Origin of the sequence: Streptomyces misionensis (assembly GCF_900104815.1) — a bacterium.
Lineage (GTDB): Bacteria > Actinomycetota > Actinomycetes > Streptomycetales > Streptomycetaceae > Streptomyces > Streptomyces misionensis.
In genome coordinates this window covers 6,524,371-6,550,294 of sequence record NZ_FNTD01000004.1, presented here as the reverse complement: position 1 = coordinate 6,550,294, position 25,924 = coordinate 6,524,371, and the positions used below count along the sequence as shown (strand labels likewise).

Sequence of the window (25,924 nt, the reverse complement as noted above, 5' to 3'; positions counted from 1 at the left end):
CACGCGTCGTCAGGCCGCCCGCTCGTCCGTCGCGTCCTCGTCGGGTACGGCGGTGAGCGGGACCTCGGGTCCGGACAGCTCGCCGAGCCAGCGGCGCAGCACGTGGTGCACCTGCTCGGCGCCGGTCAGCCGCTCCCCGTCCGGGACCGGCGCGGACAGGTCCACCGGGGAGAGCAGGAACGGGCGGGACTGCGCCCCGCCGAGCCCGCCGTGGGAGCCGATCTGCTCCTCGAAGGCGAGGACCTCGCCGTCGGCGGGATCGTACGCGGAATTCACCATGATGTCGGCGGTGTGCGGGAACGCGTGGGTGCGGCGTACCGCCTCGACGGCTCCGGGTCCGAACCGCTCCAGCGGACCCGGGTCGCGGTCGAGGCGGGCCAGCGGGATCTCGGTGCCGTGCGGGCCCAGCACCACGCCGTCGTGCTCGGCGCTGGCCACCAGCAGGAAGCCGATGCCGGGGTGGTTGGCGAGGGTGGTGAGCAGGGCGGGGTGACGGGCGTCGATCTCCTCCTTGGTCATGCGGTGGCGCACGTCGGGGAAGGAGATCAGCCCCAGGTTGCCGGAGGCCAGCACGACCGGCTCGCTGTGCCGGGCCGGCCGGTGCTGCTCGCCTCCCTCCTCCACGGGCCGGTGCAGGGCGGCCCGCACGGCGGCCCGGGCCTCGGCGCCGCTGTGGGTGCGCTCGGCCCGGCGCGGCACGTGCAGCCCGCAGCCGGCCCGCACGAGGTCGGCGAGGGTGAGTCCGTAGCGGGACCGGAAGGTCTCGCCGGGGCTCTGCCCGTGGTCGGACAGGACGACGATGCGGTAGGGGCGCGGGGCGTGGTCGGCGACCCGTTCGAGCAGGGCGAGGCAGCGGTCGAGACGCTTGAGGACCTTCTCGGCGTCCCGGCTGTGCGGGCCGGAGTGGTGGGCCACCTCGTCGTAGGCGACGAGGTCGGCGTAGACGGCGGTGCGTCCCGCGAGCATGTCGCCCATCACCGCGGCGACCACGACGTCCCGCTCGACCACGGTCGCGAAGGCGCGGACCAGGGGGTAGAGGCCGCCGCGGGAGACCCTGGGGCGCTGCTTGCGCAGCCGGGCACGGGTGGACTCGCCGATCTCGCGGACCACCTCGGCGATGAAGGAGAGGGCGGTGCGGACGGCGTTGGCCGGGTCGGAGAAGTAGGCGAAGTAGCCGGCGCGGGAGCGGTTCTCCCGGCCGCGGCGGCGGGCCGCGATGGACAGGACGAGGGCCTGTTCCCCGGCGCCGCCGCTGAAGAGGTTGCCGCGGCTGGCGCCGTCCTCGCTGAGCAGTCCGCCGTCGCCCGTGTGCGCCACGGCACGCCGCTGGAGCTCGGCGGCGCTGGTCGGCCGGTTGCTCACCATCACCTCGCCGCGGTCCTTCTCGTACCAGCGGAAGGCGGGCACGTCGAAGGTGCTGCCGTGGAGGATGCCGAGCTGGCTGGCGCCGGTCTGGCTGGACCAGTCGGTGTGCCAGGGGGTGAGGCGGTGGGTGGGCCGTGGACCGTCGTCCCCCGCCAGCCACCGCGCCACCGTAGGCATCACCCCCCTGCCCACCGCCTCCCTGAGCACGTCGTGTCCCACCCCGTCGAGCTGGAGGAACACCAGCCCGGGCGTCACCGGACAAGGCGGATCGGTTCTGCGCCGGTGGCGGCGCGTGGCGAGGCGGTGCAGGCGGCGCCGGTACGCCTCGTCGTCGCGCACGGCGAGGGCACCACCGGTGGCCGAGGCGACGGCGGACATCACGGCGGCCACGATCACCGCGGTCTCCGGCGCGGCCGCGCCCCGCGCGGAGGGGTTGAGGCGCAGGGCGACCAGCAGCAGGGAGCCGTTGAGGAAGAAGACCAGCAGGCCGAGGACGAGGGCCGGGACGAGCAGCAGCAGCCGGACCAGCAAGGGCCACACCACGGCGGACAGGATGCCGAACGCGCCGGCGCCGCACGCGGCGGTGAGGGCGATCCGGGTGGCGCTGTCGCCGTCGGCGGACTGGAGCCGGAAGTCGGGCAGGACCAGCGCCAGCAGGAGCATGGTGAGGGTGGAGACGGCCCATACGGCGACGCTGCGCCCGATCTGACTGGCGATCCGCCGCCACCGTACGCCCCGCACTGCCGCGCTTCCTCCGTTCCGGCCCTCCCCCACCGTGCGGCGCGGGACACTGCGCCCGGTGCGCTGGGGCGACCGGGCCGGCATCCACCTTGTCATACCGGTCGGGAGCCGCCCGAACGGGTCACCGCGCGGTCACCGTCCGTCGTAGCCGGCGGTCGGCATGGACAGCCGGCGGTGCACGCGGGCCTTCATCTGCGCGTCGTACGACGGCTCGGCCCGGCCCACGGTCACCACGCGCACCCCGCGCCGCGCGCACTCGGCGGTGAACTCCTCCACGGAGGACAGGGCCCGGCGCAGCACCCGCAGGCTGGGGGCGACGAACACGTCCACGCCGGGGCGCACGCCGTCCCACAGGGCGCGGTGGTCGAAGCGGAGCCCGCCGACGAGGAGTTCCCGGGCGACGACGTAACCGTGTTCGGCGGCCCAGCGGGCGCACATGGCGTGCTGGGTGCGGGAGTCGACCAGGAAGGGGTCGTCGTCCAGCTCCTCCAGGGGGGTCAGGCTGGCGATGGCGATGACCCGTGACGGTGTGCGCGCGCCGAAGGCGCCCCGCGGCTGTCCCATGGCGTCCCCCCTCACCTCCGGTTTTCGCCGCCGACCCTACTCCTGCACGTAGGCTTCGGGGAGTCGCGTGAAGGAGGCGAAGAAGGTGCCGGTGGAGATCACCTGGTGGGGTCATGCCACCTGCACGGTGGAGGATTCGAACATACGGGTGCTCACCGATCCTCTGTTCGCCCGCCGTCTGGCACATCTGCGGCGCAGGCGCGGCGCGCTGCCGTCCGAGGAGGCGCGGCGCGCGGATCTGGTACTCGTCTCCCACCTGCACGCCGACCATCTGCATCTGCCCTCGCTGGCCGCGCTCGCCCCGGGCACGCGCCTGCTCGTGCCCCGGGGCGCGCGTCGCGCGGTACCGGGCGTGCGCCGGTTGCGGCATCTGCGCATCACCGAGGTCGCCCCGGGCGACGAGATACGGGTGGGGGAGCTGCTGGTGCGGGTGGTGCCGGCGCTGCACGACGGGCGGCGGCTGCCGGTGGGGCCGCACCGTTCGCCCGCGCTGGGCTTCGTGCTGGAGGGCGAGGCGCGGACCTACTTCGCCGGGGACACCGGGCTGTTCGACGCGATGGCCGAGCGGGTGGGTCCGGTGGACGTGGCGCTGCTGCCGGTGGGCGGCTGGGGGCCGTACCTCGGCGAGGGGCACCTGGACGCGGGGCGGGCGGCGCAGGCACTGGCCCGGCTGGCGCCGCGGGCGGCGGTCCCGGTGCACTACGGGACGTACTGGCCGATCGGTCTGGACGCGGTGCGGCCGCACGAGTTCCACGCACCGGGCGACGAGTTCGTTCGGCTGGCCGGCGGGGCCGCGCCGGACGTGGCGGTGCACAAGCTGGGGCACGGGGAGAGCGCCCGGCTGGAGGTCGCGCGGTGACATGGCTTCCCCCGGCCGCGGCGCTGGCCGCGGCCGCGCCCTCGGTCGTGCCGCCGGAGTCCACGCAGCAGGCCATCGGGTATCCGTCGTTGTTCCTGCTGGTGCTGATCGGCGCGCTGGTGCCGGTCGTGCCGACGGGGGCGCTGGTGAGTTCGGCGGCGGTGGTGGCGTTCCACCAGACGGCGCCGTTCGCGCTGGCGCTGGTCTTCGGTACGGCGTCGCTGGCGGCGTTCCTCGGTGACGCGGCGCTGTACTGGCTGGGCAGGCGGGGGATGCGCTCGCGGGGCGGCTCGCGGTGGCTGGAGGCGATACGGTCGCGGGCGCCGGAGGAGCGGCTGACGCAGGCGCGGGGGAAGCTGGCGGAGCACGGGGTGGCGGTGCTGGTGCTGTCCCGGCTGGTGCCGGCCGGGCGCATTCCGGTGATGCTGGCGTGTCTGATGGCGGACTGGCCGGTGCGCAGGTTTGTGCGGGGCAATGTGGCCGCGTGTCTGGCATGGGCGGCGACGTACCAGGTGATCGGCATCCTGGGGGGTTCGCTGTTCCCGGAGCCGTGGGAGGGCGTGGTGGTGGCGGTGGCGCTGACCGTCGTGATCAGCGCGGTGCCGGGGGTCGTGCGCCGGTTCCGGTGACGTCTACGCGGTGCGGGCCCGTGGCGGCCGGTCGCGGTCTCGCCGAGCAGGCTCGTCAGTCCAGCGTTCTGGAAGCGCCCACCGGCAGGTCCCACAGGTCCGCCCGGTCGAGTCCCGCCTTCTCCCAGGCCGTGCGCACCCGGGTGAGCGGCTCCAGCACCGGTTCCGCCGAGAGGACGAAGGTGGCCCAGTGCATGGGGGCCATGCGGCGGGCGCCGAGGTCGAGGGTGGCCTGGACGGCCTCCTCGGGGTCGCAGTGCACGTCGCTGAGCCACCAGCGGGGGTCGTAGGCGCCGATGGGCATGAGGGCGAGGTCGATGCCCGGGTAGCGGCGGCCGATGCGGGAGAACCAGTGGCCGTAGCCGGTGTCGCCCGCGAAGTAGACGCGCCGGCCGCCCGGCACGGTGAGGACCCAGCCGCCCCAGAGGCTGTGGCAGGTGTCGGTCAGGGTGCGCTTGGACCAGTGGTGGGCGGGCACGAAGTCGAAGCGGACCCCGGCGAGTTCGGCACCCTCCCACCAGTCCAGCTCGGTGACGCAGGTGAACTCCCGGCGCCGGAACCAGCGGCCGAGCCCGGCGGGTACGAACACCGGTGTGTCGCGCGGGAGTCGGCGCAGGGTGGGGGCGTCCAGGTGGTCGTAGTGGTTGTGGCTGATGACGACGGCGTCGACCCGGGGCAGGTCGTCCCAGGGCACGCCGACGGGGGTGACACGGGCCGGGGTGCCGAGGATGCGGCGGGACCAGACCGGGTCGGTGAGCACGGTCAGACCGCCCGCCTGGACGATCCAGCTGGCGTGGCCCGCCCAGGTGACGGCGAGGGTGCCGGCGTCCACGCGGGGCAGCGGCGCGGGCTCGTACGGGAGCCGGGGGATGTCGGCGAGTCCCTCCGGGCCGGGGCGTACGGCGCCCTCGCGGGCGAAGCGGGCGAGGGCCTTGAGTCCGGGCAGGGGCGCGGTGAGCCGGTCGTGGAACGTGCGCGGCCACACCCGGGGTTCGGCCAGCGGGCGGGGCTCGGCCAGCGGCGGGAAGGGGGGCGCGCCGAGGGTGGCCGGGGCGGGCGCCGGGGCCGGGCCGACCGCCGTGGGTGTCGTGGGAGCCGTCGCGGGGCCGGGGGCGGTCGGGGGCGTTCCGGGCTCGTGCGTCTGCTGCGTCATCGAGGAGGCTCCCATCGCTGAGCGTCGTCGCGGAGATCGTCGAAGACCGATTTCAGGGTGATCAACGAGCTGTGCGTCTGCGGCAGTTCTTCGGGTGCCCGAGCGGTGAGGCACTCCGTGCGCTCCTGCTCGGAGCCGCCCAGCAGGGGTGCGGTGGCGAGCCGTACGCGCAGGGCCGCGAGGTCGTCGCCGAAGCGGTGGCCGCCGGGCGCGGGCATGCCGAGCCGGGCGGTGAGAAGTTCCTCCAACTCCTGCGCGTCGCCGACGCCTCGGGCGGCGAGGGGTTCGCGCAACGGGGCGAGGTCGGCGTAGAGGTGGCGGCCGGCCGCCGGGGGGCGGGCGAGCGCGCCGGCCGCGGTGACCGTGGCGTGGGCGGCGGCGGCCAGGCGGGCGTGCAGCCGTACGGTCGCCGCGCGGCGTTCGGTGACCGGCGGGGGTTCGTCCAGGGCGTAGCAGGCGGCCGCGGCGACAGGGGCGGCGAGGCGGGCGCCGAGCGCGGTGAGGATGTCGAGGACGCGCGCGTGCAGGCGTCGTCCGTCGTCGGTGGCGGGGAAGCGGGCGACGGCGGCGGGCCAGCCGGGCGGCAGCAGGGCGCCGGCCAGGTCGGTGACGACGACGACCTGGTCGGGCCACATCTCGGCGGGGCTGAGCAGGACGGTGCCGTGCGGGTCGTGCACGGTGTCGCGCCAGGTCTCGTCGCTGACCAGGTACAGGCCCTCGGTGGCGGCGGCCTCGACGGTCTCGTGCAGCAGTTCGGGCGGGGCGACGGTGCCGGTGGGGTCGTCGGCGACGGACAGCACCAGCAGTCTGGGGTCGCCGCCCTCGGCGCGTACCCGGCGGACGGTCTCCAGCAGCGCGTACGGGTCGGGGACGCCGCCGCTCTCGGCGGGCGTCGGCACATGGAAGACGGGCCGGCCGAGGACCCGGGCGTAGGGGGCCCACCAGGCGGCGCACGGGCGCGGGACGAGGATGTCGGCGCCGTCTTTGGCGAGCGCGGCGGTGAGCGCGAGGAGCAGGGCGGGAGCGCCGGGTCCGGCGGCGATCCGGTCCGGGCCGCAGGGCAGGGCGCGGCGGGTCCAGTAGCCGCAGGCCGACTCCAGCAGGGCGGGGGCGCCGCCGACGGGCTGGGCGTCGGCGCGGCCCGCCGCGGCGGCGACCACGGCCGCCAGTTCGGGGAGGACGGGCAGTCCGTCGCCGGGCAGCGGCGGGCCGTAGCGGACCGGGCCGTGGCCCTCGGGGTCCGTCCGCCGCATGTCCGCCTCCGCGCAGTCCTGGTGCCGTCTGCCGTGCCGTCCCGGGGTGCCGCCCGGTGCGTGTTCCGGCCGTGCCGGACGATGCCCGAGGGGTGTCGATCGGTGGGTGGGTCTGTTGGGTCGGGTGGTGTCCTCCGATTGGTGTGTACCCGCTGGACGGACGTCCATGGGCCGGACGGGAGTTGTGCGGATCACACGTCGGCGGGCCGGGCTCCCCGGGCGGTGCGGACGCGTCCGTGGACGCGGTAACCGGCGCCCGCGCAGGCGGCGGCGATCAGGACGCCGCCGGCGACCAGGGCGGGGACGGACGCGCCGAAGCTGCCGCCCGTGCCGGCGGCCACGCCGTGCTGCGTCCCGGCCGGGACGCAGTCGCCGTCGTCGCCCTCGTCGCCTCCGCCTGCGCGGGGTTCGCGGCAGGAGTCCTCGTCGTCCGGGCAGCCGCCGCGGGCGCACTCGCGGTCGTCGTCACCGCAGGTGCCGTCGCCCGCCCCTGCCCTGCTCCCTTCCGCGCCGCCCGCGCACTGCCGTTCGTCGTCGGCGCACTGCTGTCCCGCCCGGCACCCGTCCTGCTCCTCGCAGGTCTCCCCCGCCCGGCACCGGCTGCCGGTCCCGGTGCACGACTTGCCCTGCGCGCATCCCGGTTGGGTGTCGCCGCAGGACTTCCCGTCGGCACAGGTGTGCGTGTCGCCGCAGGGCTTGGCCGGGGTGCCGCTCGGGCGGGAGGTGGGCCCGGGGACGCGGTCCGCGCCGTCGCCGGCGGCCGGGGCGGGGCCCGCCTGGGGCGGCCGGGTGGTGCCCGGCATCCGGGGGACCTGGTCGGTTATCGGGGCGCAGCCGGCCGACCCGGTGCCGGCGGTGGGCGCGGCGGGGGCGGCGGACCCGGTGCCGGGGCTGGGGGCCGCGGCGCCGGCGGGCCCGGCCAGGGCGAGCGCGGCGCCGGCGACGAGGGCGACGGACAGGACGCGGGCGGTGCGGCGCATGACAAGGGCTCCTCGGCGGACGGGCGGGCTGACGGTCGTACGGGCGGGGCGCCGGTACGGCAGTCGGCCGGCGCCGTGCACGGCGGCGCCCGCGGCTGCGGGGCCGTGCCCCTCGCAGTCATCACAGCCCGCCCCGGCGCCCGGCGCGCGCGGCCGGACCCCATTCGCGGGACACGGGCGCCCAGCCGGGTGACGGGAGCGGACCGGCGCGGGTCCCGGGGCCGAAGGAGGTTTTCCGGCCCCTGCACAGGTCACTCGACAAGAACTGACCGGATCGTCCGCTTCGTACCCCATCGGGGAGGTCCTTCATGAGCACGAAGGTGTCCGACCACGTCCTGGAACGTCTGCGCGCCTGGGGTGTGGACCAGGTCTTCGGCTACCCGGGCGACGGCATCAACGGACTGCTCGCCGCCTGGGGCCGCGCCGAGGACAAGCCGCGGTTCATCCAGTCCCGGCACGAGGAGATGTCCGCGTTCGAGGCGGTCGGGTACGCGAAGTTCAGCGGCCGCCTCGGGGTGTGCGCGGCGACCTCCGGACCGGGTGCGATCCACCTGCTGAACGGCCTGTACGACGCGAAGCTCGACCATGTGCCGGTGCTGGCGATCGTCGGGCAGACCGACCGGACCGCGATGGGCGGCTCCTATCAGCAGGAGGTCGACCTGCACACGCTGTACAAGGACGTCGCCTCGGAGTTCGTGGAGACGGTGACGGTCCCCGAGCAGCTGCCGAACGTGCTCGACCGGGCGATCCGGACGGCGTACGCCCGGCGCTGCCCGACCGCGCTGATCATCCCCGGTGACGTCCAGGAGCTGGACTACTCGCCGCCGACGCACGCGTTCAAGATGGTGCCTTCCAGCCTCGGCGCGAGCGAGTGGACGGCGACCCCGTCGGACGACGCGGTGCGCCGGGCCGCGGACGTGCTGAACGCCGGCGACAAGGTGGCGATCCTGATCGGCCAGGGCGCCGCGGGCGCGGTCGCCGAGGTGCGGGAGGTCGCCGAGCTGCTCGGCGCGGGCGTCGCCAAGGCGCTGCTCGGCAAGGACGTGCTCAGCGACGAGCTGCCGTACGTCACCGGGCCGATCGGACTGCTCGGCAGCAGGCCCTCGTACGAGCTGATGCGGGACTGCGACACGCTGCTGACCATCGGGTCGTCGTTCCCGTACACCCAGTTCATGCCGGAGTTCGGCAAGGCGCGCGCGGTGCAGATCGATCTCGATCCGCACATGATCGGTATGCGGTATCCCTACGAGGTGAACCTGGTCGGCGACGCCAAGGCGACGTTGCAGCGGCTGATCCCGCTGCTGAAGACCGACCGGGGCGGCCGGGAGTGGCAGGACACGGTCCGCGCCAACGTGCGGCGCTGGCACGAGACGATGGAGCGGCGCGCCGGGCTCGCGGCGGACCCGATCAACCCCGAGTACGTGGCGCGGGCTCTCGATCCGCTGCTGCCGGACAACACGATCCTCACCTCCGACTCGGGTTCGGTGGCCAACTGGTACGCCCGGCACATCACCATGCGGCCGGGCATGCGCGGCTCGCTGTCCGGGACGCTCGCGACGATGGGGCCGGGGGTGCCGTACGCGATCGGGGCGAAGTTCGCGCATCCGGACCGTCCGGTGGTCGCGCTGGTCGGGGACGGCGCGATGCAGATGAACGGGCTGGCGGAGATGATCACCGCGGCGAAGTACCGGGACCGCTGGTCGGACCCCCGGCTGGTGGTCGCGGTGTGGAACAACCAGGACCTGAACCAGGTGACGTGGGAGATGCGGGCCATGGAGGGCGCGCCGTCCTTCCTGCCGTCGCAGCAGATCCCGGACGTGCAGTACGCGGCGTTCGCTCGCACGCTGGGGCTGGAGGGCATCCGGGTGGAGAAGCCGGACGCCGTCGAGGCGGGCTGGCGGGCGGCCCTGGAGGCGGACCGGCCGTGCGTGATCGAGTTCCTGACCGATCCCGCCGTACCGCCGATCCCGCCGCACGCCAGCTGGGAGCAGATGCAGTCCGCGGCCACGGCGATCCTCAAGGGCGACGCGGACCGGGGGTCGATGGTCAAGCAGGGACTGAAGGCGAAGGTGCAGGAGTTCCCGCCGGGCCGGAGCAAGCAGTAGACACCGGGCGCGGTCCGCGCGGAGCGGGCCCGGTGTCGGTGGGGCCGCACCGGGTACGCGGGTGCGGACGATCTACCCCTGGAGGGAGACATGCAGCGAGGCAGTGACCGGCTGAACGTCCACCGGGACGACGAGATGAAGCACGAGCTGAAGGGGCTGCTGAGGTCCGGGCACCCGACGCGGGTCGAGGAGTGGAACGACCCGGAGCCGGCCGCCGACGACGACCCGGAGGTCACGGGCGGCCCGGTGGGCGGCCTGGGCTCCCCGGCCTCCCTGGAGCGGGTGCGGCTGGAGCTGGCCCGCAGCCTGAACCGCTCGGCCTTCCCTGCGCGGGCGGGCGAGCTGGCCTCGGCACTGCGCCGGGACAACGCCCCGGACCCGCTGGTGGAAGCGGTGGCGGAGCTGCCGCGCGGCGAGCGGTTCCGCAATGTTCAGCAGCTGGCCGAGGCTCTGGCCGGCGGCGAATGAGGCGGGGCCAGGCGGCGGAGATCGCACGGGGCGCCACGGTGGACGTCGGTGACGTCACCACCCGGTTCCTGCCGTGCGGGCTGCTGCCCGGCTGGTGCGCGCCGGGGCTCGCCGACTGGGCGACGCACCGGCGCACCCGTGTCGAGGACACGGCGGGGTTGAAGGAGTCCCTGACCGCACGGCGGTCGGCGGCGACCGCGAGGCACGCCGCTGGAGCAGCACACGAGTCGCTGTCCTTCGGCGCCTGGTGTCGCCGCCGACGTGTCCGCACTCCGATGAGGTGAGGTCGCTCGCGGACAGGACGAGGAAGCGGCGCGCCCGGGCCGTCGAGGACGCCCGGGGTGCCGGGAAAGGAATACGAGGATCATGCGTGTCGCGTTTCTGGTGGCGCCCGAGGGCGTCGAGCAGGTCGAGCTGACCGAGCCGTGGAAGGCCGCGAAGGACGCCGGGCACGAGCCGGTGCTGGTGTCGACCGAGGCAGGGAAGGTTCAGGGGTTCAACCATCTCGACAAGGCGGACACCTTCGACGTGGACGAGGTGGTCGGCGAGACCTCCGCGAACTCGTTCGGGGGGCTGGTGCTGCCGGGCGGGGTGGCCAACCCGGACTTCCTGCGGCTGGACGAGAAGGCCGTGGCGTTCGTGAAGGACTTCTTCGACCAGGGGCGCCCGGTCGCGGCGATCTGCCACGCGCCGTGGACGCTGGTGGAGGCGGACGTCGTACGGGGCCGGGTGCTGACCTCGTGGCCGAGTCTGAAGACGGACATCCGCAACGCGGGCGGCACCTGGGTGGACGAGCAGGTCAAGATCTGCGACCACGGCTCCAACCAGCTGGTGACCAGCCGTAAGCCGGACGATCTGAAGGCGTTCTGCAACGCGTTCCTGCATGTGTTCGCCGGAGAGGCCGGCTGAGGCGTACGGAGCGGCCGCGGGCGGTCGCAGGCGGGAGGGCCGGCCCGGCGGGCCGGCCCTTTCCCGTGCGTTACCGTGCGCGGACCGGCTCAGGTGCCGGGCGGTCCCGGGGTCACCGACTCGCCGCAGTGGCGGTCCCGGGCGCCCTCGCGGGTGCGGCCCGCGCTCACCAGGCGGCGCGGGTTGCGGCGCAGATACTCGCCCTCCAGCTGCGCCATGCGCTCGTTGTGGGCCCGCAGCGCGTCGTTGGAGCCGTACAGGAGGGCGTCGTGACGCGTGCGGTGGATCGTCTCCAGCTCCTTCATGAGCTGCTGGTCGTCCAGTCGGCTGGGGTCGACTCCGGTCATCGTGCTGCCCCGCTCGTCGTGTCCGTTCATGGGGTCCGGGTACCCGCCGGGCGCGCACTGCTCCCAAGCGGTTTTTGGGAGGAATCCATGGAGCTCGCGTTCCTGAGTCCACTGTACGAACATCCGGGGTCCTGGGCCTCCGCGTACGTCGACCTGTCCCGGCAGGACGAGGACACGGCGGCGGCGCCGCTGACCCAGGGCCCGCCGGACGGCCTGGCGCACTGGTGCACGCTGCCCCGGGCGGCCCCGCTGCCGGACCTCGCCGGGGAGGACCCGCTGTCGCCGGTGTGGTGCGTGCCGGTGCCCGGGGCGACCGGCGGACCGGCCGTGAGCGGGACCGGTCGGTGAGGGGGACCGGTACGTGAGCTGGACCGGCCGGTCCCGCCCCGTTCCAGCCCCGGCCGACCGACCCCGGCGCGCCTTCCTACCGTGCCCGCTCCACTCTCCGTTCGTCCCACACCGGTTCCTGGGTCTCGCGCACGCGGCCGTCGCTGCCGAAGACGAGGAAGCGGTCGAAGGAGCGGGCGAACCAGCGGTCGTGGGTGACGGCGAGGACCGTGCCGTCGAAGGCCTCCAGGCCCTCCTGGAGGGCCTCGGCGGACTCCAGGTCGAGGTTGTCGGTGGGCTCGTCCAGCAACAGGGCGGTGACGCCCGCCAGTTCGAGCAGCAGGATCTGGAAGCGGGCCTGCTGGCCGCCGGAGAGGCGGTCGAAGGTCTGCTCGGCCTGCTGGGTCAGTTCGTAGCGGCGCAGCCGGGACATGGCCCGCCCCTGGTCCTGCGCGTGCTCCTGCCACAGGATGTCCAGCAGGGTGCGGCCCTGGAGCTCCGGGTGGGCGTGGGTCTGCGCGAAGTGGCCGGGTACGACGCGGGCGCCGAGCTTCCACTCCCCCGTGTGCGCGACGTCCTGGCCGGCCAGCAGCCGCAGGAAGTGCGACTTGCCGGAGCCGTTGGAGCCGAGGACGGCGACGCGTTCGCCGTAGAAGACCTCCAGGTCGAAGGGGTTCATCAGGCCCGTCAGCTCAAGGCCGGTGCAGGTGACGGCCCGTACTCCGGTACGGCCGCCCTTCAGCCGCATGCTGATGTCCTGCTCGCGCGGCGGCTCCGGGGGCGGACCGGCCTCCTCGAACTTGCGCAGCCGGGTCTGCGCGGCGGCGTAGCGGGACGCCATCTCGTGGCTGACGGAGGCCGCCTGACGGAGGTTCAGCACGAGCTTCTTCAGCTGGGCGTGCTTCTCGTCCCAGCGGCGGCGCAACTCCTCGAACCGGGCGAAGCGTTCGCGGCGGGCCTCGTGGTAGGTGCCGAAACCGCCGCCGTGCACCCAGGCGTCGGCGCCGGCCGGTCCCGGCTCCACGGAGACGATCTTCTCGGCGGCGCGGGCGAGGAGTTCGCGGTCGTGGGAGACGAACAGCACCGTCTTGCGGGTCTCCTTGAGCTGCTGCTCCAGCCAGCGCTTGCCGGGCACGTCGAGGTAGTTGTCCGGCTCGTCCAGCAGCAGCACCTCGTCGGTGCCGCGCAGCAGCGCCTCCAGCACGAGGCGTTTCTGCTCGCCGCCGGAGAGGGTGCGCACCTGCCGCCACTGGGCCCGCTCGTAGGGCACCCCGAGCGCGGCGGTGGTGCACATGTCCCACAGGGTCTCGGCCTCGTAGCCGCGCACCTCGGCCCAGTCGGCCAGCGCCTGCGCGTAGGCGAGCTGGGCGGCCTCGTCGTCCACGGTCATGACGGCGTGCTCGGCCTCGTCCACCGCCTTCGCCGCCTCGCGGATGCGCGGCGGCGCGACGGAGACCAGCAGGTCCCGCACGGTCGTCTCGTCGCGCACGGAGCCGACGAACTGGCGCATCACGCCGAGCCCGCCGCTGACCGTGACGGTCCCGCCGTGCGGCTTCAGCTCACCGGAGATCAGCCGCAGCAGCGTGGTCTTGCCGGCGCCGTTCGGCCCGACCAGCGCGACGGCCGCGCCCTCGCCGACCCGGAAGGAGACATCGCCGAGCAGCGTCCTCCCGTCGGGGAGGTGGTACTCGAGGTGCGCGACTTCCAGATGTCCCATGGGGCGGCATTCTCCGGGCCCGGGGCCGGTGGCGGCAAACCGTTATCGGACAGCCCGTCCTCACCCGGTGGGGTCGAGGGGTTCGCCGGTGGGTCCGGGGGCGCCCGGCGGCCGCAGGGTGGTGGCCTCCCAGGCCAGGGCGTACCAGCCGGTGGCCGGGCTGCCCTCCAGGGTGATCATGCCGGTGTTGGCCAGCGGGCGGGCGGCGGCGAAGGCGATGTCGACGTTGCCGGCGCGGGCGGCGGTCCACACGCGGATGGCGGCGCCATGGCTGATCATCGCCACGGTGCCGGCGCCGCTGCGGTACGCCTCCTCGACCACGGCGTCGTACCGGGCCAGCGCCTCCACGCCGCTCTCCCCGCCGGGGATCCGCAGCGCGGTGTGCCCGGCGGACCAGGCGAACGCGGTGCGCATGTAGGGCGCGGCCTCCGGCGCGTCGCCGGGCAGCATCTCCAGGTCGCCGGCGGACAGCTCGCGGATGCCGTCGCGGACGGTCACCGGCAGGCCCCGGGCGGCGGCCAGCGGGGCGGCGGTCAGCCGGGTGCGGATCAGCGGGGAGGCGTAGAGGGCGTCGATGTCCTCGGCGGCCAGCACCCGGGGCAGGGCGGCGGCCTGGGCGGTGCCGAGCGGGGTGAGCCCGGGCCCCGGTGCGGCGGTGTCCAGCAGGTGGCGCACGTTGGAGAGGGTCTGGCCGTGGCGGATCAGGAGCAGGCGCATCCGGGCGTTCTCCTTGCGGCGTCCCGGCGGTGTCCTCGCGGTGCGGGGCGCGCCGTCGGCGAACGGTGGTACGGAAAGCACTGCGGTACAGAAAACCGGCACTTCAGGGTAACCGCAGCCGTATGAGCCCGGACATGGACCAGAAGATGACCCCAGATGTGGACCTGACGTCCGCGAAGAACGCCCTGCGCCCGCTGCTGACCGCCGACGCGCGGCTGTTCGAGCGGGCCGCCCGGTGGCGCTGGCCGGGGGCCGAGCGGGTGCTCCCCAGGCTGAGCCGCAGCGCCAACCACGGGGTGCTGTGGGGCGCGGTGGCCGTCGCCCTGGCCGCGAGCCGCACACCCCGGGCCCGGCGGGCCGCCGTACGGGGCCTGGCCTCGCTGGCCGTGGCCTCCGCGACCGTGAACACCCTCGGCAAGCGCTCGGTGCGCCGGGCCCGGCCGGTGCTGGACCCGGTGCCGCTGGGGCGCAGGCTGAGGCGGCAGCCGGTCACCACGTCCTTCCCGTCGGGGCACGCGGCCTCGGCGGCCGCCTTCGCCACCGGGGTGGCCCTGGAGTCCCCCGCGTGGGGCGCGGCGGTGGCGCCGCTGGCGTTCTCGGTGGCCGCGTCCCGGGTGTACACCGGGGTGCACTTCCCGAGCGACGTGCTGGCCGGCGCGGCCCTCGGCGCGGGCGCCGCCTTCCTGGTACGACGCCTCGTGCCGGCCCGCGCGGCGACGGTGCCCACCGCCCGGCCGCGCGCCGAGGTGCCGGCGCTGCCGGAGGGCGAGGGGCTGGTGATGGTCGTCAACCAGGGCTCGGGCACCGCGGAGCGGGTGCACGGGCTGCGGGGCGCGCTGCCACGGGCGGAGATCGTCGAATGCGCCCCCGCGGAGACCGGGGACGCGCTCGCCAAGGCGGCGGTGCGGGCGCGGGTGCTCGGGGTGTGCGGCGGCGACGGCACGGTGAACGCGGCCGCCGGGGTCGCCCTGCGCCACGGTCTGCCGCTGGCGGTGCTGCCGGGCGGCACCCTGAACCACTTCGCCCACGACCTGGGCGTGGAGGACGAGCGCGCCCTGGCCCGCGCGGTGCGGCGGGGCGAGGCGGTCCGGGTGGACGCCGGCCGGTTCGTCACCGACGGCACCGAGGGCCTGTTCCTCAACACGCTGAGCCTCGGCGCCTACCCGGAGCTGGTGCGCGCCCGCGACGCCTGGTCGCACCGGATCGGCGCCTGGCCGGCCGGGCTGCTGGGCGCGCTGCGGGTGCTGCGCGCGGGCCGGCACCCGCTGGAGGTGGAGGTCGGCGGTGCGCGCCGGCCGCTGTGGCTGCTGTTCGTCGGCAACGGCGTCTACCACCGCATGGGGCTCGCGCCGGGCCGCCGTACCGATCTGGCGGACGGGCTGCTGGACGTGCGGGTGGTGCACGGCAGCGGCCGGGCCGCGCTGCGCCTGCTCGCGGCGGCCGCCGCCGGCCCGCTCACCCGGTCGCCCGCCCATGCCGCCGTCCAGGTGAACCGGCTGCGGCTGACCGGGCTCGCGCCGGGCACCCCGCTGGCGTACGACGGGGAGGTCACGGAGGTCTCGGGAGAGGTGACGGTGGAGAAGCTTCCGGAGGCGCTGACGGTCTACCGCCCGCTGGCTTTCTGACACTTGGTCAGTCCACATGGCAAAACGAGGGTCTCATCATTCGGCATGCGCGCGTAGCGTGCTCCGCACAGTCGAAGAAGGAGAGCAGTCATGCCGAAGGCCCAGGAGACCGCCGTCTACACGCATGGGCACCACGAGTCGGTATTGCGTTCGCACACCTGGCGGACCGCCGCCAACTCCGCGGGCTACCTGCTCGGTTCCCTCAAGCCGCACATGCGGATCCTGGACATCGGCTGCGGCCCCGGCACCATCACCGCGGACCTGGCCGAGCTGGTCCCCGACGGCCGGGTCACGGGTGTCGACCAGGCGCCGGGCGTGCTGGAGCAGGCCCGGCGGACGGCCGCCGCCCGCGGCCTGGACAACGTCGACTTCGCGGTCGCCGACGTACACGCCCTGGACTACCCGGACGACACCTTCTGCGTGGTCCACGCCCACCAGGTGCTCCAGCACGTGGGCGATCCGGTGCAGGCGCTGCGCGAGATGCGGCGGGTGACGCGGCCGGGCGGGTTCATCGCGGTGCGCGACGCGGACTACGCGGCGATGACCTGGTACCCGGCGGTGCCGGGTCTGGACGACTGGCTGGAGCTGTACGAGCGGGTGGCCCGCGCCAACGGCGGCGAGCCGGACGCCGGACGCCGGCTGGTCTCCTGGGCGCGGGCCGCGGGGCTGCGGGACATCACCGCCACCTCCGGCACCTGGACCTTCGCCACCGAGGAGGAGCGGGCCTGGTGGAGCGGGCTGTGGGCGGACCGCACGCTCGCCTCCGCCTACGCCGAACGGGCGGTCGGGGGCGGCCACGCCACCCCCGACCGGCTGCGAGCGGTGTCCGAGGCCTGGCGGGAGTGGGGGCGGCAGGAGGACGGCTGGTTCGCGGTCCTGCACGGGGAGATCCTGTGCCGCAAGGAGAGCGCGGGGGACAGCGCCGGCGGGAACTGAGACGGCTCAGTCGCGGGGCAGCAGGGGGCCGAGCGGCCCGAGGTCCAGGTTCAGGTCCTCGGGCCGCAGGCCGTAGCGGTCGCGCAACTCGGCCATGCGGTCCTCCAGCAGCATCAGCGTCAGGCCGATCCGCTCCTCCTGCTCCTCGGTGAGGTCACCGGTGTCGAAGCGCCGTACGGCCTGCCGTTCCATCAGCTGGCGCAGCAGCTCCACCACCGTGAGCACGAGTTTCACCAGGTCGCGCTCGACCGTGTCGGGTTCGAGGTCGAGCCGTTTGGGGGCGGTCATCGCGACCTCCCGCCGGGCAGTTCGAAGGGTGAGGGCACGGTCTCGTTGACCGAGCTGATCAGCGCGTTCAGGTCGATGCGGACCAGGTCCACGTCGGCGATGCGCAGCGTGACGTCACCGGTGATGACGACGCCGCCCGCCAGCAGCCGGTCCAGCAGATCGACCAGCGCGATCTCCCGGCGTTCCACGACGGTCACCGCGCCTCCCCCGCCGTCACGCCACCGCCGGCCTCGCGGGTGCTCTCCTCGCTGAACCCGCTGAACGAGTACGCGGCCCAGGGGCCGGTCAGCTCCACCCGCAGCCCGGCCGCCTCGTCCTTCGTGCGGTCCACCAGTTCCACGAACTCCTCGGAGCGGTCGCGGGGCACCAGATAGGCCGCGTTGAGCACGTTGGTGCCGCGCGCGCCGGACAGCGCCGCGTTCTGCGGGGGGTGCAGCCGGCAGTCCTCGGCGTGCGCGCACAGCCGCTCGTGCAGGGACTGCGCGAACGCCTCGGCGGCCTGGAGGCCCTCTTCGTGGGCGCGGGTGTCCGCGCGGCGGCGGCGCAGGTAGTCCCGGCCGCTCATGGGCTTGTCGGCCGGCGCGGCGGGCGCCGCGGCCTCGGCCGCAGGGGGCTCGGTGTACACCTTGACGCCCCACTCCACCCGGCCCGCCAGCCGGTCCAGGGCACGCAGGAAGTCGGCCTCGCGCGCCTCGATCATCATGCGCACCGCGCTGTCGTCCCGGAAGACGGTGGCGAGGCGCAGCGGCAGCGGAGTGGTGACCGTGGTGAGCGCGTCGATCACGCCCTGGTGGGCGCGGGCGGTCGCGGCCAGCCAGTCCAGGTCCTCCAGGTGGGCCTTGAGCGCCTCCTCGGCGAAGTCGGCCTCGGGGACCGTACTGACGACCGCGGTCAGCCCGTGGTGCTGCAACAGGGCCGGCGGGGCCCCGCCGACGCCCGTCAGCTGGGCCTGCAGGGGCGCCCCGAGGGGACGGCAGACGGCGTAGACGTAGCGCAGCCCGGTCGTCATGGCGCCTCCTTCCGCGTGCGGTCCGGCTCCAGTTCCTCCAGCCGGGCCAGCCGCTCTCTCAGCTCGGCGTTCTCCCGTGCCAGCTCGTCCCGGCGGGCCCGGGACGAGAGGGCCGGGTCGGTCTCCCACCAGTCGATCCCCATCTCCTTGGCCTTGTCCACCGAAGCGACGATGAGCCGCAGCTTCACCGTGAGCAGTTCGATGTCGAGCAGGTTGATCCGGATGTCTCCGGCGATGACCACGCCCTTGTCGAGGACGCGTTCGAGGATGTCGGCGAGGTTCGCCCCCGAGCTGTGCCCGTAGGGTTCGGGGAAGCCGCCGGACCTCGGTGCGGGCGTCGTCATCGACGGCCCCCGCGCTCCGCGTACTCGGGTTCCTCTTCCTCGTAGTCGTCCTCGTACTCCTCGTCCTCGTCGCCCTCGCCGGCTTCGGGTTCCTCCTCCTCGTCCTCGTACTCGCCCTCGTCCTCGTACGGGCCCTCCTCCTCGTCCTCGTACTCCTCGGACTCGTCGGCGTCCTCGGGCTCCTCCGGCTCTTCGGACTCCGCGGTTTCCTCCTCGCGGTCCTCCGGCTCACCCGTGTCCTCCTCGGACTCATCGGACTCGGGTTCCTCGGACTCCTCGGACTCCTCCTCCGCGACCGCGTCCTCGTGGCTGCGGACGACCTCGCCGTCGCGTATCTCACCGCGCCAGCCGTCCTCCGCCTCCGCCTTGAGGGTGATGAAGCGGGCGAAGTGCTTCAGGTCCAGCCTGGCCCGGCGGCCCTGGGCGCGCCACAGGTTGCCCGTCTTCTCGAAGAGACCGCTGGGGTAGTACTCCATGACCAGCAGGATCCGGGTCAGGTTGTCGCCCAGGGCGTGGAAGGTGATCACACCCTTGGTGCTGCCCTTGGCACCCTCGGAGGTCCACTGGATGCGCTGGTCGGGGACCTGCTCGGTGGTGGTGGCCTTCCAGCTGCGGCTGGACAGGAAGATCTTCGCCTGCCAGTCGGTCTTGGTGTCGTCGGCGCGGGAGACGCTCTTGACGCCCTTGGCCCAGTTGGAGAAGTCCTGGAACTGGGTCCACTGGTCGTAGGCGGTGCGCAGCGGCACGCCCACGTCGATGAACTCCATGATCACGGTGGGCTTGCTGCCACTGCCCCGCTTGCTGCCCTTCTTGCCCCCACCGCCGAGGCTCTTGAACGCCTCGGTCACGCTGTCCTTGGCGCGGGACGTGCCCAGTTCCAGCGCGGTGCGCAGCGGGCCCTTGCCCTCGGCGAGCTTGCGGCCGCCGTCCAGCGCGAGCTTGGCGAAGCCCGGGCTGTTTCCCTCGGCGATGTCGTTCAGCTTGCCCGTGGTCTCGCCCAGCTTGCGGCCGAGACCGCTGAGCAGCCGCTCGGCCTGGGCGGCCAGGTATTCCTGCGCCTCCGACTTCAGCCGGTCGGCGGCCTCGCTGTGGGCGAGGTCGGTCAGGGGGTTGTTGCCCGCGGCGCCCGCGGCGTCCTTGGCCCGCCCCGCGGCCGAGCTCGCGGATCCCAGGGTCTCGGTCATCGTTCATCGCCGCCCTTCGCGGACCCGGCGCTGCGGGAGCCGGCCGGCTTCTTCGCGGTCGTCTCGCGGCGCGCGCCGGTCTTCTTGGCCGCCGTCTTCTTGGCCGCCGTCTTCTTCGCCGGGCCCGTGCGCTGCTCCGAGCCCGTCTTCCTGGCCGGTGCCTTCTTGGCGGCCGGCTTCTTGGCCTGGGACTTCCCGGCGCTCCGCGCCTCCTGCGGCTCGCGGTCCCCGTCGTCCTCGCGCTCCTCGCCGTCGCCCCGGTCCGCGCGGTCCTCGCCGTTCTCCGGCTCCTCCTCCGAGTCGTCCTCCGACGAGGCCGGGCCGCCGCGCATCTGGGCGGTGCGGTCGTGCAGGCGGTCGGCGAGGCTGCTCATCTGGCGTTCGACCATCGCCCCGGAGGCCGCCTTGCCGACACCGCGCAGTTCCTGGCGCAGCTGGTCGCCGATCTCCTTGAACTGCGGGTTGTCGCTCAGCTGCCGGCGGGCCAGCTCGGCGAGCGCGCCCGGGCCGAGGTTGAGCTTCTTGCCCGCGACCAGCGAGCCGACCGCGAGCGCCATCTTCAGCTTCCTGGTGCGTCCCAGGAGGTATCCGGCCCCTACGGCGAGGCCCAGTGTCGTCCGGTTCATCGTCCCGTTCCGTTGCCTGTGGTGTCGCCGGGGCCCTGTGTGGCCTCCAGCCGGTCGAGCAGTTCGTCCTCGCGCCGGTCGAACTCCTCCTCGGTGATCTCGCCCGCCGTCAACTGCTCTTCCAGGCGGGCGAGTTCGGCCCGTACGGTGGCGGGGTCGTAATAGATACGTTCCGCCTCGCGGAGCACCTGGTTGATCGCCCATCCGCTGCCGCGCACCGGCGCGAAGGGCAGCAGCAGCACTTCCTTGATCAGTCCCATGGACTCCTCCTTCCGGCCGGGCCGTCCGCCATCCGTCAGGGAGCCGCGGCGGTGACGTCCGCCGGCTCGGCGGGTCCCGGTTCGACGAAGCTGTACGGCGGCAACGGGCCGTTGAGCCGCAGTTCCAGGTGGGGGTGGTCGGCGCGGACGCGGTCCACGGCCTCCAGGAAGTCCCCGGCGCCGTCGCGGGCCACCAGGAACGAGAGGTTGAGCAGCCAGCCGGTGGACTGCGGTCCGGCGCTGACCGCGGCGGCGGCCGGCTCCAGCAGGCGCCGCACCTCGGCCGCGTCCTCCGCCTCGCGCGCCTTGACGGCGCCCGCGACCATCTCACCGAGGCGGATCTTGTCGTCGTAACTGCCGCCGCCCGCCTTGCGGTTGGCCTCGGCGAGGGCGCGCAGCTCGGACTGCTCGGCCATCACCAGGTGCAGCACGGCGTCCTCGACGTGATTGGCCTTGACGTTGTACTCGACCTTGCCGTCCAGGGCCGCGAGGCGTTCGCGGTAGTGGTCGGCGCGTTCGTCGAGGACCTGGATGACGGTGTCGTCGCCGGGGGCGACGTTGCCGAAGCGCATGGGCAGCACGCAGCCGGCCGCGCCGGCCTCGGCGAGCACGGTCTGGTGTGCCAGCAGGTCCCTGCGCTTGGGGCGCAGCCCCTCGGGGGCGTCGCTGACCACGGCGGCCAGGTCACCCTGGGTGAGGATCCGCACGGGCCGGGCCGGCTCGCCCACGCCGGTCAACCCCTCGGGGAGCGCCGGGTGCGAACGCGCGGTGATCCCGTAGACGTACGTGCTCACTCCTGCTCCTCCTTGCGGCGGGCCGGGGCCTTGCGCCGGGGCCGGGCCTCGCCCTCGTCTCGGGCCTGCTTGAAGGCGTCGGATATGGTCTCCGCGGCACCGGAGAGCGCGCCCTTGGACTTGCCGCGCGCACCGGATTCGGTGACCTGACCGACCACGTCGGGCAGGCCGGGGCTCTTGTTGGGGCCGGATTCGAGATCGAGGCGGTTGCACGCCTCGGCGAAGCGCAGATACGTGTCCACGCTCGCCACGACGACCCTGACGTCGATCTTCAGGATCTCGATGCCGACCAGGGAGACACGCACGAAGGCGTCGATCACCAGGCCGCGGTCGAGAACCAGCTCCAGGACGTCGTAAAGTCCGCTGCTGCCTCCGCCGCCGGTCTGCTGTGCCGGGACTACGGTCATGCCGGCCGTTCCTCCTCCTGAATAGCTGTGATTGCTCGTGGACGGGTCGGGTGCCGGGGGCCGGGCCCTCTAGTGGCCGGCCCGGGGATCGGCTCTGCCACGCTCGTAGCGGCGGACCCTGCGATAACCGGTGAGCTGCCCTTCCGGGTCGAGTTCGACCTGGTAGCCGCCCATCAGGCTCATGGTGTCCGGCACTCGGGAAAGCTCCAGCACCTCCACCTCCAGGGACCAGCCGTCCTCGGTCTGCTCGAAGGAGGAGACCGACTCCGGCACCAGCCCGGTCAGCTCGGCGAGCTGCGCGCGGGCCTGGCGCAGTACCTCCATGGGGGTGGGGCTCCGGTCGCCGCCCTTACGGGATGTCCCGGGATCCTCCCGGGAACCCTCCTTCTTCCTCCGGCGCGTTTCCCGCCCGGTCTCCTCGGATTCCGGCTCGGTCTCCTCGGATTCGGTCTCCTCGGATTCGGTCTCCTCGGGTTCCTCTTCGATTTCCGCTTCTTCCTCTTCGGGCTCTTGCGGGATTTCCTGTGAATTCCGTGTTCGCGATGTGCGATGTGTGTTCGACATGGCCACCTCTTCCTGCGGGTGGCCGCTCAATCCCAGGCCAAACCTTCACGCCCGTACGGGCACCGCGACTCCGTCCGGTTCACCGCACCACGGCCTCCTCCACCAGCAGCTTCGCCGCCGCGGCGATGCCCAGGGCGTCGATGCCGGCGGCGTGCAGCTGCTCGTCCGGGGCGGCCGAGCCCGGCATCGTGCGCACTCCGAGCCGGACCAGCCGGGGAACCGGCCGGCCGTCGCCGAACGCCTCCGCGACCGCGTCCCCGAGACCGCCCTCGGGGTGGTGGTCCTCGACGGTGAGCAGACAGCCGGTGTCCTCGGCGGCCCGGCGCAGCGTCTCGGCGTCGACCGGCTTGACCGAGTAGAGATCGATCACCCGGACCGCGATGCCGCCCTCGGCGAGCCGGTCGGCGGCCGCCAGCGCCTCGGGCACGGTGACCCCGGCGGCGACGACCGTCAGCCGGTCCTCCTCCGAGGAACGCAGCGTCTTGCTGCCGCCCACCGGGAACTCCTCGTCGGGGCCGTAGAGCACCGGCGTCTTGCCGCGCGAGGTGCGCAGATAGCGGACGCCGTCGAGACCGGCCATGGCGGCGACCAGCCGGGCGGTCTGGTTGGCGTCGCAGGGGTAGAGCACCGTGGAGCCGTACACGGAGCGGAACATCGCGAGGTCCTCCAGGCCCATCTGGGAGGGCCCGTCCTGCCCGATGGAGACCCCCGCGTGCGAGCCGACCAGGTTGATCCCGGAGCCGCTGATGGACGCCATCCGCACGAAGTCGTGGGCGCGGGTGAGGAACGCGGCGAAGGTCGCGGCGAACGGCACCCAGCCGCGGGCGGCCATCCCGACGGCCGAGGCGACCAGTTGCTGCTCGGCGATGTAGCACTCGAAGAAGCGCTCGGGGTGCGCCTTGGCGAACTCCTCGGTGCGGGTGGAGTCGCCGACCTCGCCGTCCAGGGCGACGACGTCGCCGCGGGCGGTGCCGAGCGCGGCGAGGGCGGCGCCGAAGGCGTCCCGTGTGGCCACCTCGTCCCCCTCGTCGTAGCGCGGGAGCCGGATCACCTCGGTGGTGCGGTCGTGCAGCGCCGCGGCGGCCGGCGGCTCGTTGACGCGGATGTGCAGGTCCCGGCGGCCGCCGAGTTCGGCGATGGCCTCGTCGGCGTCGGGCAGCGGCTTGCCGTGCTGGCCCTCCCGGTCCTCCACGGCGGCCACCCCCTTGCCCTTGAGGGTGCGGGCGAGGATCACGGTGGGCTGTCCGTCGGTGGACAGCGCCTCCCCGTACGCCCGGTCGATGGCGTCGGGGTCATGGCCGTCGATCTCGATGGTGTGCCAGCCGAAGGCCTGGAACCGGCGGGCGTAGGCGTCCAGGTCGTGGCCGTGCCGGGTGGGGCCGCGCTGCCCGAGCCGGTTGACGTCCACGATCACCTTGAGGTTGTCCAGCTCCTCGAACCCGGCGTGCTCGGCGGCCTCCCACACCGAGCCCTCCGCCAGTTCGCTGTCCCCGCACAGCACCCACACCCGGTAACCGGTGCGTTCCAGGCGCTTGCCGGCGAGGGCGATGCCGACGCCGACCGGCAGGCCCTGGCCGAGGGAGCCGGTGGCGGTCTCCACCCAGGGCAGCCTGCGGGGCGTCGGATGGCCTTCGAGGCGGCTGCCGAGCTTGCGGAAGGTGACCAGCTCACCGTTCTCGAGGGCGCCGGCCGCCTTGTACGCGGCGTACAGCAGCGGCGAGGCGTGCCCCTTGGACAGCACGAAGCGGTCGTTGGCGGGGTGCTCGGGACGCTCGAAGTCGTAACGCAGATGGTGCGCGAGCAGGACGGCCACCAGGTCGGCGGCGGACATCGAGGACGTCGGATGCCCGGAGCCGGCCGCGGCGGCGGCCCGTACGCTGTCGACGCGCAACTGCTGTCCGAGTTCTGCGAGTTCGGCGGTGTCCATGGTTCTCCTAGCACGAAGTGGTGGGTAAGTCCCGGCGGGTGGGCCCGGGTTCACCGGGCCGGGGCGCCGGGCGGCTCGCGCGGCGGTTCCGGCGAGGCCGAATCCGGTGGGGCGGCCCAGGGCCGGACGAGCCCGAACCGCACGCCCTGGCAGAGCGGTACGGTGCCCGGCGGCCGGTCGGCGGCCCCCGCAGGCGGTCGCCCGGCAGGGCGAGCGGGTGGCGGGCGCGGACGACCGCGCCGGCCACCGGTCCGGACGGCGGGACGCCCGACGGGGCCGACGGCGGTCAGGGCGCCGCCGGGATCGACGGCGAAGCCCGGCTCCCGGTGGTGGTACGGGCGGCGGCGCCGTCCGAGGCCGGGCGAGGCGGCCACCTCCTGTCCGGCGAGCCGGCCCTGCCGCCAGGCGTGCCGGGCGGTCGTCGGGGGGAGCGCACCGGGCTCCCCCACGTCGGGAACGGCGCTCGCGGTCCCGCACGCGAACACCCCGGGCCGGCCCGACGGCAGGGCGCCGGTCAGCGGGACGGCGACCCCGCGGGCCTCCAGGACTCCGCCGGCGACCCGCGGCGGCAGAGGCGGGTACGGGAAGTGGTCGGCGGGGTTCAGCAGGGTGATCCCGGCCCGGTACCCGCCGGAACCGGCCCCGACGATCACCACGCGCGGTCGACTCACGGTTGCGCCTCCGGCGGTGCGGCTCGTCCGAGGTGTTCCGCGTATCCGGGGGCATGGCAACGAAACGCTCGCGCGGCCCACCCGTGCGCGGGGCCCGCCGGTCCCGGCGGGCGTTTCGCGGCGGTGGGTCCGGTTACCCGGGGGCGAGCCAGTCACACCCGGTTCCCGCACGCGGAGGTGCGTCCATGCCCGAATACGGTTATTTCCTGGCGAGCGAGGAGCACGGGCCGGCGGCTCTCGTCGAGCAGGCCCGGATGGCCGAGCAGGCCGGGTTCCGGGCATTGTGGATCTCCGACCACTTCCACCCGTGGAACGCCGCGCAGGGTCAGAGCCCCTTCGTCTGGTCGGTGATCGGGGCGCTGTCACAGGCGGTGTCGCTGCCGATCGAGACGGCGGTGACCTGCCCGACCGTGCGGATGCACCCGGCGGTGACCGCGCACGCCGCCGCGACCAGCGCGGTGCTGACCGGCGGCCGCTTCCGGCTGGGCCTGGGCACCGGCGAGGCGCTCAACGAGCACATCCTCGGCGACCGCTGGCCCCCGGTGCACGTCCGCCTGGAGATGCTGGAGGAGGCGGTGCAGGTGATGCGCCGGCTGTTCACCGGCGAGGAGGTCAACCACCACGGCACGCACTACACCGTGGAGAACGCCCGCCTCTACACCGTCCCGGACGAGCCCGTGCCCATCGACATCTCCGGGTTCGGCCCCAAGGCGATCTCGCTCGCCTCCCGGGTGGGCGACGGCTACATCACGATGATGCCGAAGGACGAGATGGTCACCGCCTACCGCAAGGGCGGCGGCGGGGCCGGGCTCGTCAGCGGCGGTACGAAGGTCTGTTACGGCGCCGACCGCGACGAGTGCGTCCGCACCGTGCACCGGCTCTGGTACAACGAGCTGCTGCCCGGCGAGATGGGCCAGGTGCTGCCCTCCCCGCGCCACTTCGAGCAGCTGCACGAGCTGGTCACCGAGGACATGGTCCGGGAGAACGTCGTCTGCGGCGACGACCCCGACGACCACGTCTCGGCGCTGCGGGCCTTCGCCGACGCCGGTTTCGACCGGGTGTACGTCAACCAGATCGGCCCGGACCAGCGCGGCTTCTTCGACTTCTACCGGACGAAGGTGCTGCCGAGGCTGGCCGAGGTCTGACGCCCCGCGC

Annotated in this window: 29 protein-coding genes and 1 pseudogene; 10 read left to right on the top strand and 20 right to left on the bottom strand. The window is 74.1% G+C overall.

The features are described from left to right. Nucleotides 1-9: 9 nt before the first annotated feature. Both BLW85_RS31280 and BLW85_RS31275 read right to left on the bottom strand, forming a co-directional pair. Nucleotides 10-2,106 carry an alkaline phosphatase family protein gene (locus tag BLW85_RS31280; protein WP_074994322.1) on the bottom strand — a complete coding sequence of 699 codons (2,097 nt, stop codon included), beginning with the start codon at nt 2,104-2,106 and terminating at the stop codon, nt 10-12. A gap of 132 nt (nt 2,107-2,238) precedes the next feature. Further along, the gene (locus BLW85_RS31275) at nt 2,239-2,670 is read right to left on the bottom strand and encodes a hypothetical protein (protein ID WP_070023485.1); all 432 of its coding nucleotides are present in this window, start codon (nt 2,668-2,670) and stop codon (nt 2,239-2,241) included. Between the two features lie 85 nt (nt 2,671-2,755). On the opposite strand from BLW85_RS31275, the gene BLW85_RS31270 reads away from it, so the two are divergent. Beyond that, nucleotides 2,756-3,529, top strand: coding sequence for an MBL fold metallo-hydrolase (locus tag BLW85_RS31270; RefSeq protein WP_074996268.1), 774 nt, complete (start codon nt 2,756-2,758; stop codon nt 3,527-3,529). Then, a complete protein-coding gene (locus tag BLW85_RS31265) occupies nt 3,526-4,158 on the top strand; it encodes a DedA family protein (RefSeq protein ID WP_074994319.1) in 633 nt (210 codons plus the stop codon). Before BLW85_RS31270 ends, BLW85_RS31265 begins: the two co-directional genes overlap by 4 nt. 55 nt (nt 4,159-4,213) lie before the next feature. Here the strand turns inward: BLW85_RS31265 and BLW85_RS31260 are convergent, their stop codons facing one another. The 3 genes from BLW85_RS31260 to BLW85_RS31250 all read right to left on the bottom strand — a co-directional run bounded on the left by BLW85_RS31260 (nt 4,214) and on the right by BLW85_RS31250 (nt 7,544). Beyond that, nucleotides 4,214-5,311: an MBL fold metallo-hydrolase gene (locus BLW85_RS31260; RefSeq protein WP_074994316.1), complete on the bottom strand. Its 1,098-nt coding sequence runs from the start codon at nt 5,309-5,311 to the stop codon at nt 4,214-4,216. Continuing rightward, on the bottom strand, nt 5,308-6,564 hold the full coding sequence (locus BLW85_RS31255) for an aminotransferase class I/II-fold pyridoxal phosphate-dependent enzyme (protein ID WP_074994314.1): 1,257 nt from the start codon (nt 6,562-6,564) through the stop codon (nt 5,308-5,310). Before BLW85_RS31255 ends, BLW85_RS31260 begins: the two co-directional genes overlap by 4 nt. A gap of 191 nt (nt 6,565-6,755) precedes the next feature. Next, a complete protein-coding gene (locus tag BLW85_RS31250) occupies nt 6,756-7,544 on the bottom strand; it encodes a hypothetical protein (protein WP_074994311.1) in 789 nt (262 codons plus the stop codon). A 308-nt stretch (nt 7,545-7,852) separates the two neighbouring features. On the opposite strand from BLW85_RS31250, the gene BLW85_RS31245 reads away from it, so the two are divergent. From BLW85_RS31245 to BLW85_RS31230, 4 genes are all read left to right on the top strand, one after another. Next, complete coding sequence (locus BLW85_RS31245; RefSeq protein WP_074994308.1) at nt 7,853-9,649, top strand: thiamine pyrophosphate-requiring protein; 1,797 nt, start codon at nt 7,853-7,855, stop codon at nt 9,647-9,649. A gap of 90 nt (nt 9,650-9,739) precedes the next feature. Then, nucleotides 9,740-10,117: a DUF2795 domain-containing protein gene (locus tag BLW85_RS31240; protein ID WP_070023491.1), complete on the top strand. Its 378-nt coding sequence runs from the start codon at nt 9,740-9,742 to the stop codon at nt 10,115-10,117. Beyond that, complete coding sequence (locus tag BLW85_RS40350; protein WP_244174945.1) at nt 10,114-10,401, top strand: hypothetical protein; 288 nt, start codon at nt 10,114-10,116, stop codon at nt 10,399-10,401. Before BLW85_RS31240 ends, BLW85_RS40350 begins: the two co-directional genes overlap by 4 nt. A gap of 82 nt (nt 10,402-10,483) precedes the next feature. Continuing rightward, nucleotides 10,484-11,026: a type 1 glutamine amidotransferase domain-containing protein gene (locus tag BLW85_RS31230; RefSeq protein ID WP_074994306.1), complete on the top strand. Its 543-nt coding sequence runs from the start codon at nt 10,484-10,486 to the stop codon at nt 11,024-11,026. An 89-nt stretch (nt 11,027-11,115) separates the two neighbouring features. Here the strand turns inward: BLW85_RS31230 and BLW85_RS31225 are convergent, their stop codons facing one another. After that, a complete protein-coding gene (locus tag BLW85_RS31225) occupies nt 11,116-11,403 on the bottom strand; it encodes a DUF6158 family protein (RefSeq protein WP_074994303.1) in 288 nt (95 codons plus the stop codon). A gap of 57 nt (nt 11,404-11,460) precedes the next feature. Here BLW85_RS31225 and BLW85_RS31220 point away from each other — a divergent pair, with 57 nt between their 5' ends. Next, nucleotides 11,461-11,721 (top strand): hypothetical protein, encoded by a 261-nt coding sequence (locus BLW85_RS31220; protein WP_074994301.1) that lies wholly within the window; start codon nt 11,461-11,463, stop codon nt 11,719-11,721. 76 nt (nt 11,722-11,797) lie between these two features. Here the strand turns inward: BLW85_RS31220 and BLW85_RS31215 are convergent, their stop codons facing one another. Together BLW85_RS31215 and BLW85_RS31210 are read right to left on the bottom strand one after the other, a co-directional pair. Continuing rightward, a complete protein-coding gene (locus BLW85_RS31215) occupies nt 11,798-13,417 on the bottom strand; it encodes an ABC-F family ATP-binding cassette domain-containing protein (RefSeq protein WP_074994298.1) in 1,620 nt (539 codons plus the stop codon). Nucleotides 13,418-13,477: 60 nt separating this feature from the next. Further along, nucleotides 13,478-14,134 (bottom strand): histidine phosphatase family protein, encoded by a 657-nt coding sequence (locus tag BLW85_RS31210; protein ID WP_074994295.1) that lies wholly within the window; start codon nt 14,132-14,134, stop codon nt 13,478-13,480. Between the two features lie 146 nt (nt 14,135-14,280). Here BLW85_RS31210 and BLW85_RS31205 point away from each other — a divergent pair, with 146 nt between their 5' ends. Further along, nucleotides 14,281-15,759 (top strand): bifunctional phosphatase PAP2/diacylglycerol kinase family protein, encoded by a 1,479-nt coding sequence (locus BLW85_RS31205; protein WP_074996267.1) that lies wholly within the window; start codon nt 14,281-14,283, stop codon nt 15,757-15,759. Nucleotides 15,760-15,849: 90 nt separating this feature from the next. Then, nucleotides 15,850-16,695, top strand: a complete 846-nt coding sequence (locus tag BLW85_RS31200; RefSeq protein ID WP_074994293.1) for a class I SAM-dependent methyltransferase — start codon at nt 15,850-15,852, stop codon at nt 16,693-16,695. 6 nt (nt 16,696-16,701) lie between these two features. Here BLW85_RS31200 and BLW85_RS31195 read toward each other — a convergent pair whose 3' ends face one another. From BLW85_RS31195 to BLW85_RS31140, 12 genes and pseudogenes are all read right to left on the bottom strand, one after another. After that, nucleotides 16,702-16,983: a gas vesicle protein K gene (locus tag BLW85_RS31195; RefSeq protein ID WP_074994290.1), complete on the bottom strand. Its 282-nt coding sequence runs from the start codon at nt 16,981-16,983 to the stop codon at nt 16,702-16,704. After that, nucleotides 16,980-17,180, bottom strand: a complete 201-nt coding sequence (locus BLW85_RS31190) for a gas vesicle protein (RefSeq protein WP_070023501.1) — start codon at nt 17,178-17,180, stop codon at nt 16,980-16,982. The genes BLW85_RS31195 and BLW85_RS31190 overlap by 4 nt, the downstream gene beginning before the upstream one ends. Then, entirely contained in the window at nt 17,177-17,992 is an 816-nt protein-coding gene (locus tag BLW85_RS31185) for a GvpL/GvpF family gas vesicle protein (protein WP_070023505.1), read from the bottom strand. Before BLW85_RS31185 ends, BLW85_RS31190 begins: the two co-directional genes overlap by 4 nt. Beyond that, on the bottom strand, nt 17,989-18,336 hold the full coding sequence (locus tag BLW85_RS31180) for a gas vesicle protein (protein WP_070023507.1): 348 nt from the start codon (nt 18,334-18,336) through the stop codon (nt 17,989-17,991). The genes BLW85_RS31185 and BLW85_RS31180 overlap by 4 nt, the downstream gene beginning before the upstream one ends. Further along, a complete protein-coding gene (locus BLW85_RS31175) occupies nt 18,333-19,520 on the bottom strand; it encodes an SRPBCC family protein (protein WP_074994287.1) in 1,188 nt (395 codons plus the stop codon). The genes BLW85_RS31180 and BLW85_RS31175 overlap by 4 nt, the downstream gene beginning before the upstream one ends. After that, nucleotides 19,517-20,146 carry a DNA primase gene (locus BLW85_RS31170; RefSeq protein ID WP_074994285.1) on the bottom strand — a complete coding sequence of 210 codons (630 nt, stop codon included), beginning with the start codon at nt 20,144-20,146 and terminating at the stop codon, nt 19,517-19,519. Before BLW85_RS31170 ends, BLW85_RS31175 begins: the two co-directional genes overlap by 4 nt. Beyond that, on the bottom strand, nt 20,143-20,406 hold the full coding sequence (locus BLW85_RS31165; RefSeq protein ID WP_070023513.1) for a gas vesicle protein GvpG: 264 nt from the start codon (nt 20,404-20,406) through the stop codon (nt 20,143-20,145). The genes BLW85_RS31170 and BLW85_RS31165 overlap by 4 nt, the downstream gene beginning before the upstream one ends. Nucleotides 20,407-20,441: 35 nt before the next feature. Next, on the bottom strand, nt 20,442-21,200 hold the full coding sequence (locus BLW85_RS31160) for a GvpL/GvpF family gas vesicle protein (RefSeq protein ID WP_074994282.1): 759 nt from the start codon (nt 21,198-21,200) through the stop codon (nt 20,442-20,444). Continuing rightward, a complete protein-coding gene (locus tag BLW85_RS31155) occupies nt 21,197-21,607 on the bottom strand; it encodes a gas vesicle structural protein GvpA (RefSeq protein WP_070023517.1) in 411 nt (136 codons plus the stop codon). The genes BLW85_RS31160 and BLW85_RS31155 overlap by 4 nt, the downstream gene beginning before the upstream one ends. A 69-nt stretch (nt 21,608-21,676) precedes the next feature. Beyond that, a pseudogene (locus tag BLW85_RS40960) lies at nt 21,677-21,946 on the bottom strand (gas vesicle protein GvpO); the annotation flags it as partial. A 304-nt stretch (nt 21,947-22,250) separates the two neighbouring features. Further along, nucleotides 22,251-24,098 carry a transketolase gene (locus tag BLW85_RS31145; RefSeq protein WP_074994280.1) on the bottom strand — a complete coding sequence of 616 codons (1,848 nt, stop codon included), beginning with the start codon at nt 24,096-24,098 and terminating at the stop codon, nt 22,251-22,253. A gap of 50 nt (nt 24,099-24,148) precedes the next feature. Then, nucleotides 24,149-24,769: a hypothetical protein gene (locus BLW85_RS31140; RefSeq protein WP_143060476.1), complete on the bottom strand. Its 621-nt coding sequence runs from the start codon at nt 24,767-24,769 to the stop codon at nt 24,149-24,151. 185 nt (nt 24,770-24,954) lie between these two features. On the opposite strand from BLW85_RS31140, the gene BLW85_RS31135 reads away from it, so the two are divergent. After that, nucleotides 24,955-25,914, top strand: coding sequence for an LLM class F420-dependent oxidoreductase (locus BLW85_RS31135; protein WP_070023533.1), 960 nt, complete (start codon nt 24,955-24,957; stop codon nt 25,912-25,914). The last annotated feature ends 10 nt before the right edge of the window (nt 25,915-25,924 follow it).